Origin of the sequence: Aeromonas sp. 600774, assembly GCF_049175075.1 — a bacterium.
GTDB lineage: Bacteria > Pseudomonadota > Gammaproteobacteria > Enterobacterales > Aeromonadaceae > Aeromonas > Aeromonas veronii_A.
Genome location: NZ_JAAKUJ010000001.1, coordinates 591,861 through 613,318 on the forward strand (window position 1 = coordinate 591,861; position 21,458 = coordinate 613,318).

Annotated in this window: 15 protein-coding genes; 4 read left to right on the top strand and 11 right to left on the bottom strand. The window is 58.7% G+C overall.

The genetic code is table 11. The features are described from left to right. Positions 1–14: 14 nt before the first annotated feature. On the top strand, positions 15–581 hold the full coding sequence (gene hisIE, locus G5171_RS02485; protein WP_421259810.1) for a bifunctional phosphoribosyl-AMP cyclohydrolase/phosphoribosyl-ATP diphosphatase HisIE: 567 nt from the start codon (positions 15–17) through the stop codon (positions 579–581). A gap of 33 nt (positions 582–614) precedes the next feature. On the opposite strand, the gene G5171_RS02490 is transcribed toward hisIE, so the two are convergent. After that, on the bottom strand, positions 615–2,081 hold the full coding sequence (locus tag G5171_RS02490) for a KAP family P-loop NTPase fold protein (RefSeq protein WP_421172356.1): 1,467 nt from the start codon (positions 2,079–2,081) through the stop codon (positions 615–617). Between the two features lie 359 nt (positions 2,082–2,440). Between G5171_RS02490 and G5171_RS02495 the strand changes: the two genes are divergently transcribed. After that, positions 2,441–3,730 (top strand): sensor domain-containing diguanylate cyclase, encoded by a 1,290-nt coding sequence (locus G5171_RS02495; RefSeq protein ID WP_421259775.1) that lies wholly within the window; start codon positions 2,441–2,443, stop codon positions 3,728–3,730. A 99-nt stretch (positions 3,731–3,829) separates the two neighbouring features. On the opposite strand, the gene G5171_RS02500 is transcribed toward G5171_RS02495, so the two are convergent. Beyond that, positions 3,830–5,452, bottom strand: a complete 1,623-nt coding sequence (locus G5171_RS02500; RefSeq protein WP_421172354.1) for an acyl-CoA synthetase — start codon at positions 5,450–5,452, stop codon at positions 3,830–3,832. 654 nt (positions 5,453–6,106) lie between these two features. On the opposite strand from G5171_RS02500, the gene G5171_RS02505 reads away from it, so the two are divergent. Beyond that, the gene (locus G5171_RS02505; protein ID WP_201910884.1) at positions 6,107–7,633 is read left to right on the top strand and encodes a YfcC family protein; all 1,527 of its coding nucleotides are present in this window, start codon (positions 6,107–6,109) and stop codon (positions 7,631–7,633) included. A 62-nt stretch (positions 7,634–7,695) separates the two neighbouring features. Here G5171_RS02505 and G5171_RS02510 read toward each other — a convergent pair whose 3' ends face one another. Further along, on the bottom strand, positions 7,696–7,884 hold the full coding sequence (locus G5171_RS02510) for a hypothetical protein (protein ID WP_005345660.1): 189 nt from the start codon (positions 7,882–7,884) through the stop codon (positions 7,696–7,698). Between the two features lie 501 nt (positions 7,885–8,385). Here G5171_RS02510 and G5171_RS02515 point away from each other — a divergent pair. After that, on the top strand, positions 8,386–8,925 hold the full coding sequence (locus tag G5171_RS02515; RefSeq protein ID WP_026035120.1) for a glycine zipper 2TM domain-containing protein: 540 nt from the start codon (positions 8,386–8,388) through the stop codon (positions 8,923–8,925). 114 nt (positions 8,926–9,039) lie between these two features. On the opposite strand, the gene xdhC is transcribed toward G5171_RS02515, so the two are convergent. From xdhC to ygfM, 8 genes are all read right to left on the bottom strand, one after another. Beyond that, positions 9,040–9,525 (bottom strand): xanthine dehydrogenase iron sulfur-binding subunit XdhC, encoded by a 486-nt coding sequence (gene xdhC, locus G5171_RS02520; protein ID WP_421259776.1) that lies wholly within the window; start codon positions 9,523–9,525, stop codon positions 9,040–9,042. Continuing rightward, positions 9,522–10,400 carry a xanthine dehydrogenase FAD-binding subunit XdhB gene (xdhB, locus tag G5171_RS02525; protein WP_421259777.1) on the bottom strand — a complete coding sequence of 293 codons (879 nt, stop codon included), beginning with the start codon at positions 10,398–10,400 and terminating at the stop codon, positions 9,522–9,524. Before xdhB ends, xdhC begins: the two co-directional genes overlap by 4 nt. After that, positions 10,393–12,711 (bottom strand): xanthine dehydrogenase molybdenum-binding subunit XdhA, encoded by a 2,319-nt coding sequence (gene xdhA / locus G5171_RS02530; protein WP_421259778.1) that lies wholly within the window; start codon positions 12,709–12,711, stop codon positions 10,393–10,395. The genes xdhB and xdhA overlap by 8 nt, the downstream gene beginning before the upstream one ends. 364 nt (positions 12,712–13,075) lie before the next feature. Further along, the gene (locus tag G5171_RS02535; protein ID WP_421172372.1) at positions 13,076–14,377 is read right to left on the bottom strand and encodes an NCS2 family permease; all 1,302 of its coding nucleotides are present in this window, start codon (positions 14,375–14,377) and stop codon (positions 13,076–13,078) included. A gap of 397 nt (positions 14,378–14,774) precedes the next feature. Then, positions 14,775–16,091, bottom strand: a complete 1,317-nt coding sequence (gene guaD, locus G5171_RS02540) for a guanine deaminase (RefSeq protein WP_040069820.1) — start codon at positions 16,089–16,091, stop codon at positions 14,775–14,777. 52 nt (positions 16,092–16,143) lie between these two features. Further along, positions 16,144–17,667 (bottom strand): nucleobase:cation symporter-2 family protein, encoded by a 1,524-nt coding sequence (locus tag G5171_RS02545; RefSeq protein WP_139734930.1) that lies wholly within the window; start codon positions 17,665–17,667, stop codon positions 16,144–16,146. Positions 17,668–17,762: 95 nt separating this feature from the next. Continuing rightward, positions 17,763–20,660: a molybdopterin-dependent oxidoreductase Mo/Fe-S-binding subunit gene (locus tag G5171_RS02550; RefSeq protein WP_421259779.1), complete on the bottom strand. Its 2,898-nt coding sequence runs from the start codon at positions 20,658–20,660 to the stop codon at positions 17,763–17,765. Next, positions 20,657–21,433: a molybdopterin-dependent oxidoreductase FAD-binding subunit gene (gene ygfM / locus G5171_RS02555; protein WP_421259780.1), complete on the bottom strand. Its 777-nt coding sequence runs from the start codon at positions 21,431–21,433 to the stop codon at positions 20,657–20,659. Before ygfM ends, G5171_RS02550 begins: the two co-directional genes overlap by 4 nt. Between the last annotated feature and the right edge of the window lie 25 nt (positions 21,434–21,458).

Sequence of the window (21,458 nt, forward strand, 5' to 3'; positions counted from 1 at the left end):
CAAAATGCGATGGCATGATCCCCGCCATCGTCCAGCATGCCGCCAGCGGCGAGGTGCTGATGCAGGGCTTTATGACCCGCGAGGCGCTGGAAAAGACCCTGGCTACCTGTCAGGTCACCTTCTTTAGCCGCAGCAAACAGCGGCTCTGGACCAAGGGGGAAAGCTCGGGCAATGTGCTCAACCTCGTAGCCATCAGCACCGACTGCGATCAGGACTCTCTGCTGATTGCCGCCAACCCCGTCGGCCCCACCTGCCACAAGGGCACAACCTCCTGCTTCCATGGTCACCCACTGCCGCCCCTCGGTTTTCTGGCGGAGCTGGAGCAGGTGCTGGCAGCCCGCAAAGGGGCCGATCCGGCCACCAGCTACACCGCCAGCCTCTACGGCAAAGGCACCAAGCGCATCGCCCAGAAAGTCGGTGAGGAAGGTGTTGAAGTGGCGCTGGCCGCCATGGCCAAGGATCGGGAGGAGCTCATCAACGAATCCGCCGATCTGCTCTACCACCTCACCGTGCTACTGCAAAACGAAGGGCTGGGATTACAGGATGTCGTTCAGCGGCTTTATGAGCGGCATCAAAAATAATATTCATGTTTAGAAATGGGCTTATGCCCATTTCTATTTTAAATTGCATGCTAGCTCAACCAGATCTTGATAATCATTAATATTGATATTTTGATTTGCCAAATAATATGCTAGTAGCGCTTCTTCATGTCTAGCCTCGGCAAATGAATCCATTGAATATTTACCCAATACTCCCCCTATCGAAATAGCTTCCTTTGCGGCAACTAATTGAGCTTTATTTTTGATGGAGAAAAAGAAACAACCTATGTATTTTGATATACTTACTTCAGCTTTTAAAAGCTCTGAGCTATTGTTCTCCCAAGGCAAATAAAAACCTAACTCTTTATTAGATTTAAATCGCTCGTAGAACCCAATGTTGGAGACTGACTTTTTACTATCATTTCTAAGTGATAATTCTAAACTAACTATCTGTCTATATAGCTCAGGCTCACGCTCTTTGGCTAAAAGAAGTATGGAAAAAATTACCAAATCAAAACTATCACTAAAGTTTGATATTGCAGCCTTTACTTTGTCTATGTATTGTTCAATATCTCTAAGCTGAAGACTAAAGGCATCTGCGAGCACAGATAGCAACAATGAAAATTCGCCTATTGTTTTAAATCTTGGAAAAAGGTGCTCAAATAATGCATCATCAAGAGTCATGTAGCTTTCAATAAATGACGCTTTTGATATTTCCTTTAAGGCAAATTGCCGCCTGAAAAAACGTCTTAGATAAGCAGATGCATGAAATCCTTCACCATAAATGACCTTGATAGAATGCTGTAACTGCTCGGTATCCGTGGCCAATACAAAAACCACTTCGGGAATATCGAAAATATGCTTGATGGTCTCAAGCATCTCTACTGCATAAGAGGGGCGACAGCGATCCAGCTCATCTATCAAAATGAATGCGGGATAATCCAGTTCTCCTTCACTTAAACCAACAGCTCCCTCAACCCATTGGCGGATCTCTTGTTTAAGATACTGAATAGATTCATAACGCTCTTTGTGATTGCTGCAAAGTGTATCAACCAGCTTATCTGCGTCTTCGCCTTCCACAGAAAAATCACTATCTTCCCATCCAGCTTTTTTAATGGCTGACTTGAGCACCAATTTCCCGCCAACTTTGAGCAAACCCAATAGTTTGGACTTGATGCCATCAGGTATGGCAACCTTATTTCCCGTTGCATCTCTCAATTGATCGATAATCGACGAAATCACCGTCAATAAGGGATCATCGGAAAAGTCCTGCTGCCAAGCGTCGATATAGACAGTGGGATAGTGCGCTTTCAGCTCCATATACCAGCGCTTGATAAACCAGGTTTTACCCGCCCCCCACTCGGCATTGAGGTTGAGCACATAGTTGCGCTGCTTGCCTTCGGCGGCGAGGTAGTTGGTCAGAAATTCGGCATAGCGGGCGCGATCCAGCCGATCTGCGCTCAAACTCTCTTCGCTACCCGCAATGGCCCCCGGCCCGTCCCACTGAACTGTGTCATTCCAATTAAACGGTGCCACTGCCATCTCGTATCTCTCCATATTGCGTTGCTGGAGATGATATCAGGGACACCGAGGAAATAGTTTGACTAAAGACCTGTTCGTTACCCTTTTTGCCACTTGGGGAGGTTTATTTAGCTGTTGTTCAACTTCTCTGCCGAGAGCCGATGATAGAGGGTCGATACATGGTGGCAAGCTATCTCAACAACCATGGACTCAACTGATTTCCTTTGATTTGCTCAGAGGTTACAACCATGTGACATAACGCAGAACCTGCGGAAATAAATGAGAAATATGCCGTGAAGAGTGCTTAATTTAAAGCAGTTGATGCACGTTGGCCTCGTGTTCAGCCAACCAATCACAGCGACCCAAGGATGGCCAACTTCATGAAGGATGAACCCTTCTCCACCCGATTGCAGCACGAGCTGGATCACCTCAGATCCATCTTTAACGAGATGGGGGCTTACCTCTTTACCAAGGATCTGGATGGCCGTTATATCTATGCCAATCAGGCTGTGCTGGATCTCTTTGGTTGTACCCTGGCCGAACTGCAAGGCAAGGATGATCGCGCCTTTTTTGACCTCGACTTCTCGGAAGATCTGAGACGAAATGATCGTCAGGTGCTGGAGCAGCAGGTCGCCATCGCCCGGGAGGAGATCAACTACCTCAAACCCACGGGAGAAAAACGGGTCTACTGGAGCGTGAAAAAGCCGATGTACGACCGAGATGGCAACCTGATCGGTCTGTGCGGCATCTCCACCGATATCACGGAACACAAGCTGATTGAGGCCCATATGGCCGAGCAGCATCAGTTGCTGGAGATCATCCTGGCCAATGTGGATGCCCATATCTATATGAAGGACAGCCAGCACCGCTTTCTCTACGTCAATCAGAAGGTGTGTGCCCTGCTCGGTTTACCCGCCGAACAGATCATCAACCGCAGCGATAATGAGCTGTTTTCCCCACACGGAGCCAACCAGCTGTGGCAGCTGGACAACCGGGTGTTCGAAACGGGTGAGCTGCAAGCCGGTGAAGAGTCACTGACCGATACCGAAGGCAAGCAACATTACTACTGGTCTGTCAAAGTCCCCTTCAAGCTGGCTGATGGTACCCCCACCCTGATCGGTATCTCCTCCGATATCACCGAGCTGCACCAGCTCAAGGAACAACTGCAATATCAATCGGTTCGTGACAGCCTCTCCGGACTTTATAACCGCCGTTTCTTCTTCGAGGTGTGCGAAAAGAACCTGAGTATGAACATGCGCCACCAGCTCACCTCGGTGCTGATAGTGCTGGATGTGGATCAGTTCAAATGCATCAACGATCGCTACGGTCACCCGCTGGGCGATCAGGCGCTGATCCATCTGGGCAGGGTGATGCAATCGGTGCTGCGCAGCGAAGATGTGCTGGCCCGCATCGGCGGTGACGAGTTTGCCATCTTGCTGCCCAACACCACCCTCTCGGCCGCCGCATCACTGGCCGAACGGCTGCGCAAGCAGGTGATGCAAAGCCCGTTACCCCTTGCCGATGGGGATGAGCTGGTTATCACCATCAGCGCCGGGCTGGTGGAAAATAGCAAGGGGGAGCAGATGGAGAGCCTCTACGCGCGCGCCGATCAGATGCTCTATCAGGCCAAACAGAGCGGCCGCAACTGCGTCGCGTGCAAGGCACGATAGCTGGCTGGCCAGTCAGGCACTCCCACTTCCCTTGCTGCATTTATCCCGACAGCTTAGTCATCCTATTGCACGCTGCTTTCACTCACGCTCGATTAGCACCTAACCCAGTTGTTTGCGCAGCACAAATTTTTGCACCTTGCCGGTGGAGGTCTTCGGCAGCGGGGTGAAGATGATGCGTTTGGGGGCCTTGAAGTGGGCCATCTGCTCCCGGCAAAAGGCGATCAGCTCCGCCTGGGTAGTCTCTCGCCCCTCTTTCAATTTCACGAAGGCGCAGGGCACCTCCCCCCACTTTTCATCGGGCATGGCGATCACCGCCGCTTCGTCCACATCGGGATGGCGATAGAGCACATCTTCCACCTCCAGACTGGAGATATTCTCCCCGCCGGAGATGATGATGTCCTTGGATCTGTCCTTGATCTCCACATAACCATCCGGGTGCCATACCGCCAGATCGCCACTGCGAAACCACCCCTCCGCCATCGCCTCGGCGCTGGCGACCGGGTTCTTGAGATAGCCTTTCATCACCACATTGCCCCGCAGCACTATCTCCCCCATGGTTTTGCCATCTTTGGCCACCGGCTCGCCACTGACCGGATTTATGACCCGCATATCCCCCTGCAGAGGCGACGCAACACCCTGCCGTGCCTTGAGGCGGGAGAGCGCCGTGGCATCCTGCCCCTGCCAGCTTCTTTGCGGCTCGCACAACACGCAGGGGCCATAGGTTTCGGTGAGGCCGTAAACGTGGGTCACGGCGATCCCCATCGCCTCCATGCCGGCGATCACGGTGGCGGGGGGCGCAGCGCCAGCGGTCATCACCTTGATGGGGTGATCCAGCCCACGCTTGAGCGCCTGATCGGCATTGTTGAGCATATTGAGCACGATGGGCGCCGCGCAAAAGTGGCTCACCTTGTGCTCGTGCAGCGCCTCATAAATGGCGGCGGCCTGCACATGGCGCAGGCAGACGCTCACCCCGGCGGTCGCAGCCAGCGTCCAGGGGAAACACCAGCCGTTGCAGTGAAACATCGGCAAGGTCCAGAGATAGACGGGATGTTTGGGTAGCTCCCAAGAGAGCACGTTGTTGATGGCGTTGAGGTGGGCGCCGCGATGGTGATAGACCACCCCCTTGGGGTTGCCGGTAGTGCCGGAGGTGTAGTTAAGGGAGATGGCCTGCCACTCATCTTGCGGCAACCAGCCGGGTTCATCGCCGTTACCAGTGGCAATAAAGGTCTCATAGTCGAGGTCACTAACAAGCGCCCCCTCCCGGTAGAGGGGATCGTCGATAGCGATGACCAGCGGTTGGCGCTCCAGCAGATCCAGCGCCTTGCGCACCACGGCACCAAACTCCCTGTCCACCAGCACTACCTTGCTCTGGGCATGCTGGAAGATAAAAGCCATTGACTCGGCATCGAGCCGGGTATTGATGGTGTTGAGCACAGCGCCGCTCATGGGCACCCCGAAGTGAGCTTCAAACATCGCCGGGATATTGGGCGCAACGATGGAGACGGTATCCCCCTCCCCGATGTCGTGAAGCCGCAGGGCCGAAGCCAACTGGCGGCAACGGCGGGCGGTCTCGCCCCAGCTCTGGCGCAGCGAGCCGTGGATCAGCGCCGGATAGTCAGGATAAACCCGCTCCGCCCGCCCCAGAAAGCTGATGGGGGTCAGGGCCTCGAAATTGGCGGCGGTTTTGGCAAGGTCGCGCTCATAGATGTTCTGCACTGTCATCGGATTCCTTCCTCACAAGTGGCACAAAACGGGCAGTTCCGGGATCAACAAGCGACATGGGCATCCTGCCCGTCACTGGTCTCTTATGGGGATGACAGCCTAACAGTGAGCCTGCGGCGGCAGGTATTAGCAAAACGTCTTAGACAGGAGCTGCCGCCTGCCAACAGGGCCCTCTGTTTTCGTTGCAAAAAATATTGCGTTACGGGAAAGCGTGCCATTTTTTCACAGGCTTTTTTTTGGCGAATAACGAAAAATGACGATAGTGGAATATTATTCCGCCAAAGCTGATTTATATGTTATTTCATTCATCTCGGCACGCACTATTTTCATGGCATTTATTTAAGGCAACCCACGTTAAGCGAAAAGTGAAATAGTTATTGCATAATAACTTTTATTTCATATCAGCTGTTAAATCCATGGAAAATAAATTTTGTGAGCCATCCCATAAAGCGAGCATGGCACCATGTTCATCCAGCCGCACACGGGTTACGGTTACAACGTGAAATAATCTACCGGATGTTCAATATCAGGCCAGATTTCTCGCCAATCACTACGCAATACACAGTGAATTTGCGTACCTTGGATGTATGACGCAGAAACCCTATCGACCCGATATTCCGCCGAGCCCAAACCTGCTTTATCAAGGAGCATTTTATGTGTGCCGTGCCGAATACCACACCACGCAGACAATTCCCCACTGCATTTACCATTCTGTTTCTTATTATGTTGCTGGCCATTGCACTGACCTGGATAATTCCGGCGGGCGCCTATGCCAAGCTCTCTTATAATCCGGCCAGTGAAAGCCTGATGGTCAATAGCCCACAGGGGGAAATAAGCCGACTTCCCGCAACCCAGGATGCCCTGGCAAAACTCAATATCAATATTGCGGTGGAGCAATTTACCAACGGCACCATCCGCAAGCCCATCGCCATTCCCGGCACCTATGCCCGATTGGAGCAAGCACCCAAGGGGCTCGGTGACGTGGCGGTCAGCATGGTCAAGGGCACCATAGAGGGGGCGGATATCATCGTCTTTATTCTGGTGCTCGGGGGGCTGATCGGCGTCATCAACAAGACAGGTGCCTTCAGTGCGGGGCTGGTGGCGCTATCGCGCAAAACCCGGGGCAACGAGTTCCTGTTTGTGGCGCTGGTCTGCTTCGTGATGGCACTGGGAGGCACCACCTGCGGACTGGAGGAAGAGGCGGTCGCCTTCTACCCCATACTGGTACCCATCTTTCTGGCGCTCGGCTATGACTCCATCGTCTGCGTAGGAGCCATCTTCCTCGCCGCCTCCATGGGCACCACCTTCTCCACCATCAATCCCTTCTCGGTGGTGATCGCCTCCAATGCCGCCGGCATTCCCTTTACCGAGGGGCTGATCTTTCGCGCCATTGGCTGTCTGGTGGGCACCCTGGTGGTGATCGGTTATCTCTACTGGTACTGCAAGAAGATCAAGGCCAATCCAGCCTTCTCCTACACCTATGAGGACAGAGAGAGTTTTCGCGCCCGTTTTCTCAAAGAGGGCTCTATGGACGAAGGGGTGCCCTTCACCCTGCGCCGCAAGATCATTCTGACCCTGTTTATCCTCGCCTTCCCGCTGATGGTGTGGGGCGTCTCCATGGCGGGTTGGTGGTTCCCGCAGATGGCGGCCTCCTTCCTGACCATCGCCATCATCATCATTTTTATCTCGGGCCTCAAAGAGAAAGAGGCGGTCGAAGCCTTCACCCAGGGCGCATCGGAGCTGGTGGCGGTCTCCCTCATCATCGGGCTGGCACGAGGGGTCAATCTGGTGCTGGATCAGGGGATGATCTCGGACACTATTCTGGCCTACGCCTCCGATCTGGTCTCCGGCATGCATGGCGCCGTGTTCGCGGTGGCGCAGATGCTGGTGTTCACCCTGCTGGGGCTGGTGGTGCCCTCCTCCTCCGGGCTCGCGGTGCTCTCCATGCCCATCATGGCGCCGCTGGCAGATACCGTGATGATCCCCCGTTATATCGTGGTATCGGCCTACAACTGGGGCCAATACGCCATGTTGTTTCTGGCCCCCACCGGACTGGTGCTGGTCACCCTGCAGATGCTCGGCATCCAATTCAACAAGTGGGTCAAGTTCGTGCTGCCCATGGTGGGCTTTGTGCTGGGATTTGGCGCCCTGATGCTGGTGGCGCAAGTGATGTTGGCCTGATAGGCCTGTGATACATGAGTGACAACACCCCGAGCCTGGCACGGGGTGTTCTTTTGTCAGCCTTAGTGACGCACCCGCCCCTGCTGGCGGAAGCAGTAGAGTTTAAGGCTGATGTCGGCGATATCGGCGGGAAGCTCCTCTCCCTGCTCGGCCAGGGGCCGGTAGAGGGATGAGAGCAGACGTTCGGCCTGCTGCACCGTGATGATGTTGGCCTGAATGGCCGGGGTGATCCAGCTGGGTAACATTGACATATCTCCCCCTCGTTGATCCGGTGATCTCGGGTGAAGTCTTCATTTCAGGTCTTACGCGGTTGTCTGCCGACCCGTTCACCCTCTGCTTCACCCAATCAAAGCAAAATGCTTGCCGTGATCTCTTATCGGCCAACATCCGATGGGGCTGGAGCCATTTATCAACCACTTGCGTGGCCATCTCAAAGAACAGCACGCCGTTCAAAACCTCTCCCTTGACCTGCCCCCGTCAGCACTTTGCCACTCTGGCATTCTGCTCACCGCCCGCCTTGCAAATCGCGACTCGAATTGCTCCTTATTACACTGGCACAGTCCACCATGCGCCGGAAACCGGTCACTTTTAGTCCGTTGTCGCCAAAGCCAGACACTTTTTCGGTGTGGCTATTTTTTGACCTTGCCAGCGCCTGTCGCAGGCCCATCCCCCTCGCCTTGTCCGGCCAACCGGTTGTGACAAGATGGCGCCAGATTGGAACAGCCCGTATGGGTATGCAGGAGAACCATAAAATGAACAGATCCATGATGGCAGGTATCGGTATTGGCATCGCCTCGGCCCTGGCGCTCTCGGCCGCGGCCAGCGGCTCCCTCTTTACACCACAACCCACCTTTGCCGAGGTGATCGCCAGCAAGCCGATCACCGAGACCATCAAGACTCCCCGACAGGAGTGTCGCAACGTCACCGTGACCCACCGCAAGCCGGTACAGGATGAGCACAAGATCCTCGGCACCGTGGTGGGCGCAGCGCTGGGTGGCGTGGTTGGCCACCAGTTTGGCGGCGGCAGTGGCAAGAAGGTGGCCACTGCTGCAGGGGCCGTCGCGGGGGGTTATGCCGGTAATCAGGTGCAGGGCAATATGCAGGCGGGGGATACCTACACCACCACCGAACAGCGCTGCAAAACCGTACAGGATACGAGCGTCAACACCATTGGTTATGACGTGACCTATCGCCTCGCAGGTCAGGAGGGGGTGATCCGGATGAAGCAAGCCCCCGGCGCCACCATTCCGGTCAAGGATGGCAAATTGGTGATCGACCAGCCAAAAGTGTGATTTCTCCTGACCCCACTCAGCAGCAGGCCCGCCTCTTTCGAGGCGGGCCTGTGTTTTTGGGCGGCTTGTTTCCTTTTTCAAGCAACGGCACTCAGGGTCATTGCGCCCGGTCAGTTACCCCTTGCAGCACTTCTTCACCGCCCGCACCACGTTCTGATAACCGGTACAGCGGCAGAGGTTGCCCGACAGACCGCGGCGGATCTCCGCATCGGTCAGCGGGCGGCGTTCGGTCTTGTCGAGCAAAGCCGCGCTCGCCATCACGAGGCCCGGGGTGCAAAAACCGCACTGCACCGCCCCCTCATCGATAAAGGCCTGCTGCACATCGGAAAGCTCGTTGCCTTTGCGCTCCCCCTCCACGGTACGAATGGATTTGCCATCGGCCCAGACCGCCAGATAAAGACAGCTGTCGATGGCAGTGCCATCCACCCGCACGGTACAGGCGCCGCACTCACCGACACTGCACCCCTCTTTCACACTGATAAGCCCCTGCCCGCGCAGGAAGTGGAGCAGCGACATGGTGGGCGGCACTGCATAGGAGTAAGGCTTGCCGTTGATCTCGCACTGGATCTCCACGGCGGGACAGCTTTGCAGTTGCATCATAGGATCTTGCCTCCGGCACGTTCTACTGCGCAGGCGACCACCCGCTGCGCCAGGGTTTTGATAAGGTGCAGGCGAAACTCTTTCTCCGCCCGCCAAGAGGATCGCGGCGCCACATCGGCCACCACCGCCTCGGCAATCGCTGCCAGTGTGGCGCGAGTCAGGGGTTGCCCTTCGGCTGCCGCTTCTGCGTGCGGGGTACGCACCGGGGTCGGGGCCGCCACCCCGTAGGCCAGCCGCAGACGCTTGAAGTGGCCATGCTCAATCTGACAGTAGGCGGCGCAGCCGATGGTGGCGATGTCCATGGCATCGCGCATGGCGTACTTGAAGTAGTGGGAGCCCACCTGGGTGTGCGCGTCCGGGGCAAAGTGAAACGCCACCAGGATCTCCGCCGGTTGCAGCGCCACCTTGCCGGGGCCGGTATGAAATCCGGCGATGGGAATGCGGCGCGTGCCACTGGGCCCGGCGATTTCCAGCTCAGCCTCCAGCGCGACGGTAGGCGCCGCCGAGTCGGCACTGGTGGCGCCGTTGCAGATGTTGCCGCCATAGGTGGCGACATTGCGGATCTGCGGACCGGCGATGGTGGCAGCGGCTTCGGCCAGCATCGGCAGGCGGCGCTGCACCAGCTCGTTTTCGATGAGCTCGGTAAAGGTGGTACCGGAGCCGATACGGATCGACCCATCAGGCAGCTCGCTCACCCCTTTGAGCTCGGGCAAGTCGTGAATATCGACGATATGGCGATAGGCGGCGTTGAGGTGATGAAGCTGGATCATCACATCGGTGCCACCGGCCAGGAGGCGCGCCTCGGGGTCAGCCTGACGCAGGGCGACCGCCTCGGCCACGCTGTGCGCCTTGTAGTAACGGGCAATATCAAACATGGTGTTGCTCCTCCCCTGATCCCTCGCCAATCAAACCCGCCGCAACAAACTCCCTGAACAGGGTCTTGGGGGTGATGGGCAGCTCGTTGATGGCGACACCGGTCGCCATGCGGATAGCGTTACGGATCGCCGGGCCCGGCGAGATGATGGGTGGTTCCCCCAGGGATTTGTGGCCATAGACCGACTGGGGCTCGTAGGTCTGCACGAAGTCGCATTCAAGCTCCGGCAAATCCAGCATGGTCGGGAACTTGTAGTCGAGCAGGTTGGGATTGCGCACCACGCCGCTCTTGGCGTCGATGATCATCTCCTCGAACAGGGACCAGCCGATCCCCATCCCCATGCCGCCATGCACCTGCCCCTCCGCCAGCTGCGGATTGAGGATCTTGCCCGCATCGTGCAGGTTTATGATGCGATTGATGGTCACCTTGCAGAGATCGATATCGACGCTGAGATCGACAAAGGTACAGCCGAAACTGGGCGGGTTGGTGGTGGTTTTGTGGGAGACCTCGGAGGTGATCTGGCCGCCGATAGTGAGGTGGTAATAGGCGTTGACCGACACCTCGGCGACGCTGATCAGCACCTTATCCGGCGCACCGGCCAGCACCACGTAGCCGTCGATCAGGGTCAGCGACCCTACATCCTGATGGCAGAGCTGGGCCGCCAGCGACAAAATGCGGGCCCGCAACTGCAGCGCCGCCTGATGGATGGCGGGCGCCGCCACATAGCTCTGGCGCGAGGCGAACGAGCCCGGATCGTAGGCGGTAATGTCGGTATCCTGAGTCGAAATGACCCGGATCTGCTCAAACGGGATGCCTAACGTCTGGGCCGCCATCTGGGCAAAGACGGTATCCGACCCCTGTCCTATCTCGGTGGCACCGATCTGCAGATTGACGGTGCCATCCTGATTGAGCAGCATGCGGGCGCCGGCAATTTCGACCCCCACCGGATAGGTGTTCGAGCCGTAGCTAAAGCACGCAACCCCAATGCCGCGCCGCACCCGGCTTGCAGGATCCTGCCCCAGACACTCGGCCTTGAGTCGATCCCACTCAAACATCTCGCGACCACGGATCAGGCAGTCCGGCAACCCGGCGCTGTAGATGGTCTTCTGGTTGACCTGATTGACGTCCCCTTCCCTCGCCACGTTGGCGATCCGCACATCAAGCGGATCCAGCCCCAGTTCGGCGCAGGCGTCATCCAGCATGCATTCGAGGGCAAAAATCACCTGCGGCGCGCCGTAACCACGCATGGCACCGGCGGTAGGCAGGTTGCTGTAGAAGGTTTTGGCGTCATAACCGAAGGCGCTGCGCGGATAGAGGTAACTGATCTTGTTGCCCCCGGCGCTGGCGATGGAGTGGCCGTGAGAGGCATAGCCGCCGGTGTTGGAGAGCACGTCGAGCTGATAGCCCTTGAGGGTGCCATCGCGGTTGAGGCCCATCTTGCCGTCGATGGTAAAGCCGTGGCGGGTGCGGGAGGCAAAAAAGCACTCCTCCCGGCTCAGGGTCACCTTGACGGGCACACCGCCAAGCTTGTAGCTCAGAAACGCCGCCATCGGCTCTTCCAGCACATCCTGCTTGTTGCCAAAACCGCCGCCCATATAGGGCTTGATCACCCGCACGCTCGACCAGGGCAGGCCGAGGGACTTGGCCACCCGGCTGCGCACTATCTGGGGGATCTGGGTACTGCTGACCACGATGATGTGGTCCGGTTGATCCATGTAGGCGTAGCAGGTCACCGTCTCCAGATGGCAGTGCTGCACTACAGGAGTCCGGTAGTGCCCCTGAAACTGCAGGTCAGCGGAGATAATGGCCTGCTCCGGGTCATTGGCGCGAAGCTGACTTTGGCGCAGCAGATTGCCGCTCGGGTGAATGGGATAGGCATCGTCGGCCAGCGCGCTTTGGGCATCCGTCATCACCGGCAGCGGCTCGTAAGTCACCTTGACCAGGGCGGCAGCCTTCTCGGCCACCAGCGGATCCCGGGCCACCACGATGGCGACCCCATCACCAAAGTGGCGCACATGATCGGTGAGCAGACGGCGGTCTTTCACATCCCGTTTCGCCTCATCGAGGGACCAGGCGTGACCGGCGGTGCGAAAACAGGTGGTGGGCACATCCTCATGGGTAAACACGGCTTCGACCCCGTGCAGGGCCAGCGCGTCGCTGGCGTCGATTTTGAGCACCTTGCCGTGGGCAATATTGCTGCGCACGTACTTGGCGTGGCGCATCCCGAGCATGATGTTGTCATCGGTATAACGGGCACTGCCGGTCACCTTGGCCTCGGCATCCACCCGCTTGAGCGGTAATCCTATGGACATATGCAAGTCCTTTTTCGAATGGAAAAATCTGGAACCGGCATAAAAAACAGCAAGATATGCGCCTGTTTCCCGCCATCGTCAGGAGAATGGGGAGAAGTGTGAAGGGGATCCCATCTAGCCCGCTTTTGTTGGCTCGCAGCGACAAGCCAAGGGCAGCCCCTGAGCAAACGGGGCACATTTGCGGTGAAAAAAACGGCAGAGCGAGGAGAGCAAGGGTGGGAGCCTATCAATCTGGTAGGAGGATTTATCAAAATGGTATCACGATGGCACCAGCGGCTAAGGCATGGTAACCAACGTTGACGATCAGAGCGCCGCAGATATAAAAATGGGGCCGCCAGTGCGACCCCAAACGGGCGGGTTATCCCTAAATAGCCCACCCCCCAGCATAAAAGAGCACCAGCGCCAGGGCGATGACCACGGTGCCGACGTTGAGCTTGTGCCACTCCTTCGAGCAGATGCGGCCGATCACCAGCGAGCTGAAGCCGAGCATGATGCCGGTGACGATATTGCAGGTGAGCACAATAAATACCGCGCACACCAGCCCGGACATGGCCCCGACAAAGTCATCGAAATCGAGTTTGGTGACGTTGCTCAGCATCAAGAGCCCCACATACATCAGGGCTGGCGCGGTGGCATAGGCGGGCACCAGATAGGAGAGCGGCGAGAGGAACAGCATCAGCAGGAACAGGCCACCGACCACGGTCGCGGTGAGGCCGGTTTTGCCCCCCGCCGCCGTGCCCGCGGCCGATTCGATATAGACGGCAGCCGGGGCCGCCCCCACCAGACTGGAGAAGATGCTGCTGACCGAGTCGGCACTGAGTGCCTTGCCGCTGTTGATGATGTGACCCTCCTTATCGAGCAGGTTGGCCTGCCCCGCCACGGCGCGGATGGTGCCGGTGGCATCGAATACAGCCGTCATTACCAGCGCCAGTACGCTGGGCAACACCAGCGGCGAGAGGGCCCCCATGATATCCAGACTGAAGATGAGGGACTTGCCCTGATCGTCCGAAAGGCTCGGCAGGGCGAACAATCCCTGATACTTGACCGCCGGATCGAAGATAAGGCCGAAGATGGAGATGGCGATAATCACCAGCAAGATCCCCCCCGGTACTCTCAGCTTCTCCAGCCCGAAGATCACCGCAAGGCCGATCAGGGACATAATGACCGGCATGGAGGTAAAGGCCCCCAGCGCCACCGGCAACCCCTCGAGCGGGTTCTTGATCACCAGCCCCACCCCGTTGGCGGCAATAAGCAGCAGAAAGAGACCGATCCCGATGCCGGTGCCGTGGGCAATTCCCATCGGCAGGTTGTCGAGGATCCAGCTACGCACTCCGGTCACCGAGATGGCGGTAAAGAGTACCCCCATCAGGAAGACGGCGCCCAGCGCCACCGGAATGGGGATCTGCTGCCCCAGCACCAGACTGAATGCAGTAAACGCCGTGAGGGAAATAGCGCAACCGATGGCCATCGGCAACTTGGCCCAGAGCCCCATCAAGAGCGAACCGAACCCCGCCACCAGACAGGTGGCGACAAACACGGCGCCGGGAGGAAAGCCCGCCTTGCCGAGCATGCTCGGCACCACGATCACCGAGTAGACCATGGCAAGGAAGGTGGTGAGGCCCGCCAGCACCTCCTGTCTGACGTTGCTGCCCCGCTCGCTGATCATAAAGTAGCGATCAAGAGCCGTGAGCGGCTGTTGCTTTGGTGCGCTCTGGCTGGCGTCATCATTGGCCAGCTGTTCCACGCTGTTTGTCCTGCTGTTTGCTTGGGTCATACCCAACTCCTTCACACGCGCCTGAATGTTCCATGACGAAATGGCGACAGGATCTGCGGGTCTGCCGAGCGCCAGTCTGATGAGAAACAGGCGATGGTGGCAGAGGATGCGACAGACAGACCAGGGCAGGCAGCCTTGACTCAAACGTTTGCCTTGCTGGTCAAAAAAACCGGGCCATTTCACGTTCTATGCGGGGAGATCCCCTGTGGTGCGGCAAGACTGGCGCCCCTGTGGAGCACGCCAGCCGCCGTATTCGTTGGGGCTGCGCCGCGGCAGCCCACTCCAGCCCCTACCCCCGTTCATGCACCAGTTGGCCATCCACATAGGTGCGGTAGATGGATCTGTCATCTCCCAGGGTCAGCAACACAAAGAGCTTGTCCCGCAGGGTGGTGGAGTTGTCATAACGCAGCTGCTGCAGCGGGGTGGCGACCGGGTCGAGCACCACGAAGTCCGCCTCCTTGCCCACCGCAAAGCTGCCGATCTTCTCGTCCAGCCCCAACGAATGGGCGCCGCCCAGGGTCGCCAGATAGAAGGCCTGATAGGCCGAGAGCCGCTCGCCCTGCAACTGCATCACCTTGTAGGCCTCGTTGAGGGTCTGCAGCATGTTGAAGGTGGTGCCCGCGCCGATGTCGGTGCCCATCCCCACCTTCACCTGCTTGCGCCACGCCTTGTGCAGCTTGAATAGACCGCTGCCGAGATAGAGGTTGGAGGTGGGGCAAAACGCGATGGTGGAGCCGGTCTCCTTCAGGCAATCCCACTCCTGCTCTTCCAGATGGACGCAGTGGGCAAACACGCAGTTGTGGCCGGTCAGCCCATGCTGGTGATAGACATCGAGATAGCCCTTGTGCGCCGGGAAGAGGGATTTGACCCAGGCAATCTCGTCCTTGTTCTCGCACAGATGGGTGTGCAGATAGGTGGTGGGAAACTCTTCGCGCAGCCGCCGCGCCATCGCCAGCTGCTCGGGTGTCGAGGTGGGTGCAAATCGTGGTGTGATGGCATAGAGCAGGCGACCATTGCCGTGCCAGCGCTCGATAAGCTGCTTGCTCTGCACATAGCTGCTCTCGGCGGTATCGAGCAGATAATCGGGCGCATTGCGATCCATCATCACCTTGCCCGCGATCATCCGCATATTGATGCGACTGGCCGCCTCGAACAGGGCATCCACTGACTCGGGGTGAACGGTGCCAAACACCAGCGCCGTGGTAGTGCCGTTACGCAGCAACTGCTTGATAAAGAAGGTGGACATCTCGCGGGCATATTCGAGATCGTTGTAGCGCCGCTCGGCGGGGAAGGTGTGGCGGTTGAGCCACTCCAGCAGTTGCTCGCCATAGGCTCCCACCATCTCGCTCTGGGGATAGTGAATGTGGGTATCGACAAAACCCGGCACTATCATCTTGCCGCGATAATCGCGCACCCGCACTTCGGCCGGAATACGCGCCTTCCCCTCCTCCCACTCACCAAACCAGTCGATGCAGCCGTTGCGAATGATCAGCAGGCCATCCTCGATAAGACGGGCGTTGGACTCAATCTCCTCGGGCTGATCCACCACCCGGGTGATATCGAAGAAGCTGCCGCGTACCGCTTTGACAGAGTTGTCGTTTTTCATAACCGTTTCCCTGTTTTTCTTGTTCTGTTGACGTTTTTTGCCGGTTTAACCGTCAGATCCGTTCCACTTGTGGCGCCACCGCCTGCCCGGGCACTGGCTCTGGTGACCCCTCACCCTTGCTGGCCGATGGCTGGCCCGCACTGCGGGCGGTAAAGATCACATCCGGTTTGTCGCTCAGCTGGATCACCTCCACCGCCTCGGCATCCCTGACGGCCGCCTTGCGCTTGCGGCTTTGCGGCAGCACCAGATTCATGATGATGGCGGTGATACCACCGGCACAGATGGGGTTCTCCACCAGCATGTAGATACCCGCCGGCAGCACCTTGAAGACGTTCGGGTCATAGGAGACCCCGAGCCCAAGACCCAGCGAAGTGGCGACAATCAGGGTCTCCCGCCGATCGAAACCGTGGCTGATGATGATGCGACCACCGGCGATGGCGATCATCGAGAACATGATGACCATGGCGCCCCCCATCACAGGTGACGGTATGGTGGTAAAGAAGCGTCCCACTACGGGGAAAAGCCCCAGCAGCACCAGAATGACGGCAATAAACTTGCCCACATGGCGTGAGGCCACCCCGGTCATCTGGATGACGCCGTTGTTCTGGGCAAAGGTGGTGAGTGGCAAAGAGCCGAGGGCAGAGGCGATCACCGAGACCAACCCATCCGCCAGCACGCCGCCGGAGAGCCGTTTTTGAAACTCGGGGCCCTGAATATCCCGGTGGGAAACCATGGCGGTGGCGGTGATGTCCCCCACCGCCTCCAGCACGCTCAACAGATAGATGGTGCCCGCCAGCATAAAGGCATGAAAATCGAAGGAGAAACCGTACTTGAACGGGATCGGCACCGTAATAAGCGGCAGGTTTTCAAGGGCGGAGAAATCCACCATGCCAAGCATCAGGGCAACCGCATAGCCCACCAGCAGGCCGATGGCAATGCCGCTCATCCGCAGCAGCGGGCTTCGGCTGCAGTTAAAGGCGACGATAACGCAGAGCACCAAGAGCCCCAGCCCGATGTGCTCATATTTGCCAAAGGTGCCGCTGCTCATGGCGGAGAAGCCGCCGCCAAAGTCGATGATCCCCACCTTGATAAGGCTCAGGCCAATCATCAGTACCACCACCCCGCTCACGGTCGGGGTGATCACCCGCTTGAGGTAGGGCAGCACAAAGGAGGAGCCCATCACCAGAAAGGCACCGACAAAGGAGACCCCGAGCAGGGTCGAGACGATCAGCTCCTCGTGGATGCCATCTTTTTTCATGGCGCCGCCGAGGGCGATCATCACGGTCACGAAGGAGAAGTTGACCGACTGGATGGAGAGCAACCCAGACCCGATGGGGCCATAACGGTTCACCTGCAGCCAGGTGCCGATACCGGAGGCGATCATCGCCATGGAGACCAGATAGGCGGTGATCTCGGTGGAGAGGCCCAGGGCGCCGCCGACGATCAGCGCCGGGGTTACCATAGGAACAAAAATGGCCAGCAGATGGGTCACTGCACCCATCAGGGTTTGATAAAACGGGGGTTTGTCTTCCAGCTCGTAAATGAGATCCGAGTGCTTGCGTGTTGTTTTAGACATCGTGTTTGTCCCATCACACAGAATGTAGGCGGAGTACTCATTCCGCCGTCAGGCGCTGGGGGCGAGCTGGCGCCCGCCCCTCACCTTTTCTTTTGTTATGCCGACACTTTTTGCTCCAGCTTGCCCAGTTCGCGCAGGATCTGCTCCGGCGTGAAGTGCCACTTGCGCAACCAGACACCACAGGCGTCGTGGATGGCGGTGGCTATGGCAGGCGCGGCGCCGTTGACCCCGATCTCCGAGATGGATTTGGCGCCGTAAGGGCCGACCTTGTCGTCACTCGGTACCAGGAAGGCCCGAAAATCGCGGGGAATGTCGCCAATCTTGGGCGCGCCATAGCTCTTGAGATCCCGGGTGAGCGGGATACCCTTGCTGTCGTAGCAGATCTCCTCGGTCATGGTGTGGCCGATGGCCCGCATGGTCGCCCCGTAGATCTGGCCGAGGGCCAGCTCCGGGTTGATGGGCGTACCGCAGTCGAGCAGGGCGTAGAACTTGTCGAGGCGGATCTCGCCGGTTCTGACGTTGACCGCCACCTCGGCGAAGTTGGCGCCATACGGGAAGGCCAGCTCAGAGGTGATGTAGCTGGCGGTGCCCACCAGAATGCCGAAGCCGGTACCGGTCTCGGCCTTGTGGGCCAGCTTGGCGAGGGTCACCTCCCCCTGCTTGCCGCGCACTATACCCGGGTGAACCAGTTCCACATCCTCCACCGGCTCGCCCAGCATGGCGGCGCCGTGGAACAGGATCTTCGCCTTGAGGTTCTCGGCCGCCATCTTGGCCGCGTTGCCGGAGAAGCAGGTACCGGACGAGGCGTAGGCCCCCTTGTCGAACAGCGCGTGGTCGGTGTCACCGGAGATCACATGCACATCGCTGAGCGGGCAACCGAGCACCTCGGCGGTCAGCTTGGCCACCACGGTATCGAGGCCGGTGCCGATATCGGCGCCACCGGAGTGAACGATAAAGGTGCCGTCAGACTCCAGCTTGACCATGCAGTTGGCCTGATCGATATCCGGGATCCCCGATTTTTGCATGATGATGGCGACGCCACGACCGATGCGCCAATCCCCGTCGGCGGGTTTGGGACTATCCCAGGCAATCAACTCGCGGCCCTGTTTGAGGATGGGTTCGAGGGCACAGCTGGCCGCGTGGGGCACAGAAGTCGGCATCTTGCCCTCACCGATGGCACCCAGCACCTTGAGGATGTCCCCTTCATGCACCCGGTTGTGCTCCACCATGTCGAGCTGATCGATGCCCAGTTTCTCGGCAAGTTCGGCAATGGCCATGGTCAGCGCGAAGTTGCCCTTGGGCGCGCCGTAGCCCTGATAGGCACCGGTCGGGCAGATGTTGCTGTAGTAGGTGTTGACGGTAAAGCGCACGTTGTCGCACGGATAGAGCGGCAGGGAGAGCGCCGGGCCGTTGCTCGGCACCGTCAGAGAGTGGTTGCCGTAAGGACCGGTGTTGGCACGAAAATCCATTTCGATGGCGGTGATAGTGCCATCTTTCTTGGCCCCCACTTTCACCTTCACCTTGGCCACGTGGCGGGAGGTGTTGCTGATGAACTCCTCTTCACGGGTGTAGCGGAAGGTGACCGGACGACCGGTGACCCTGGTCGCCCAGGCGCACACCTCTTCCAGCAGGATATCCTGCTTGGAGCCAAAGCCGCCCCCTACCCGCTCCTTGATCACATGCACCTGATGCTGCTTCATGCCGACGATCCGCGCCACCTGACGGCGCACGTGCCACGGCACCTGGGTGGATGCGTGAATGACCAGACGATCCCCATCCATGTAGGTGAAGCAGATATGCGGCTCGGTCGGGCACTGCTGGGCCTGGGTCGATTCGTAGGTGCGCTCGACAATCTCGTCCGCCTCGGCAAAGCCTTTGGCCACATCGCCGATCTGGCCATGGACGCTGGCGGCCAGGTTCTCGTGCGGGCGGGAACCGATGGGGAAGTTGATGATCATGTGCTCGTCACCGCGACGCACCGAGCAGGCGTTCTGCTGCTCGAGATCCGCCGGTGCCCCGGCCATGTAGACGATGGGCTCGTCGTGGACCAGCGGGGCATTGGGGGCCATCGCCTCGTCAATGCTCATGACCGCCGGCAGCACCTGATACTCGACCTCGATGAGTTTGAGCGCGGCCAATGCGATGGCTTCGCTCTCGGCCACCACGGCGGCCACCCGGTCACCGACGTGACGCAGCTTGCGGCCAAACATGCGGCGATCGAGCGGTGACGGCTCGGGCGCGCTCTGGCCACCTGGGGTGTAGTAGATATCGGGGCAGTTGAGGTGGGTGATGACATGCACCACCCCCGGCATGGCTTCGGCGCGGCTCACGTCGAGTTTGGTGATCACCGCATGGGGATGGGGGCTGCGCAGCATCTTGATGACCAGCGCATCCTCGGTGACCCGATCCTCCACGTAGCAGGGCTTGGCCTGTACCATCTTGGCGGCATCAACCTTGGGGCAGCTCTTGCCGATATGGCGCAGATCGTCACGGAACTCGGGGGCAATCTGGCACAGATAATCGGGATCCTTCATCCGTGAACTGGCCAGCTCGATAGCCTGATAGAACTGCTGGTAGCCGCCGTCCCGGTGAAAGAGGCCCGAGAGCGCGTCATCGATTTGATCACGGGTCGGTTCGGGATGGCGATCAAGCAGGTCGGTGACGATGAGCGCCGCAGCCGGATCGTTGTAGCCGGACTGCACCACGCCCACATCTACCATCGCCTGCTGTACCAGACTGAGCTGGTTCCAGCTGCCCAGCGACTCTGCGGTGCGCACCTCTGATCCATCCAGTTGTGCGGCGATCAGCAGGGAGGCGTTGATCACCTTGCCGTTGAAGAGAATGGCATCTGAGCCGGCAAAGCCAAAACCGTCGTCGCTGTTGCGCACCGAGTGCATCCGGCACTGGTTGAACAGCACCCGCTGGGCATTCTCGCCAGCCGGGGTGATGACGGTGCGCAGGGCACCGTTCAGTGTGAAGTTGAGTTCCATCATGCCTGTACCTCCTGCTGCTGGCACTCGACCAGCAGATCCGCCACCACTACCCCGCTGATATAGCGCTTGTAGGTCACGCTGCCGCCGAGATCCTCGCGCGGTGCAACCAGCTCGCCCACGGCCGCCTCCAGCGCGGCATCGTGCAGATCGCGGCGCTCCACATCACGCAGGCGCATCGGCTGCGGGGTGACGCCAGCGACGGCCACCCGCATCTCGCCAATGCTGTCGAGGGCTACCGCGGCGGTCATCACCGCCAAGCCATCGGCATTGCGGCTGATGCGGCGAGTGGCGCAGCGCAGTTCAGGCTCCGGCAGCACCACCCCCAGCACCAGCTCCTTGCGCTGGCCGGCCAGATAGGCATCGATGGGTTGCAGCTGGTTGTTCTCCAGCACTACCACGGCTTCAAGGACCAGCAGTACCGGCAGCAGCGGGGAGTCCTGCTGCTGGCAGGCAAGTTCGCCGCCAATGGTGGCCTGATTGCGCAGATGGCGGGAGTAGACAAACCCCAGCGCGTCGCACAGGGCGGCCGGAGTACGGGGGTCGTCTTTGAGGGCTTGCAGGGTGACGGTGGCGCCGATATGGAGCTGGCCGTGCTGCTGCTCAATCTGGTTCAGTCCCAGCTTGTCCAGCGAGATAGCGACCTTCTTGTCGGTGCGGGTCGGAGCGGCGTTAAGCTTGCTGCCGCCTCCCATGTAGACGGCGTCGTTGCCGAAACTGGCCTTGAGTTCCAAAGCCTGACCCAGTTGCTCGGGTCGGAAGAATTGCTCAATCATGTGTCGTCCTTACTCTTGCTGCCCG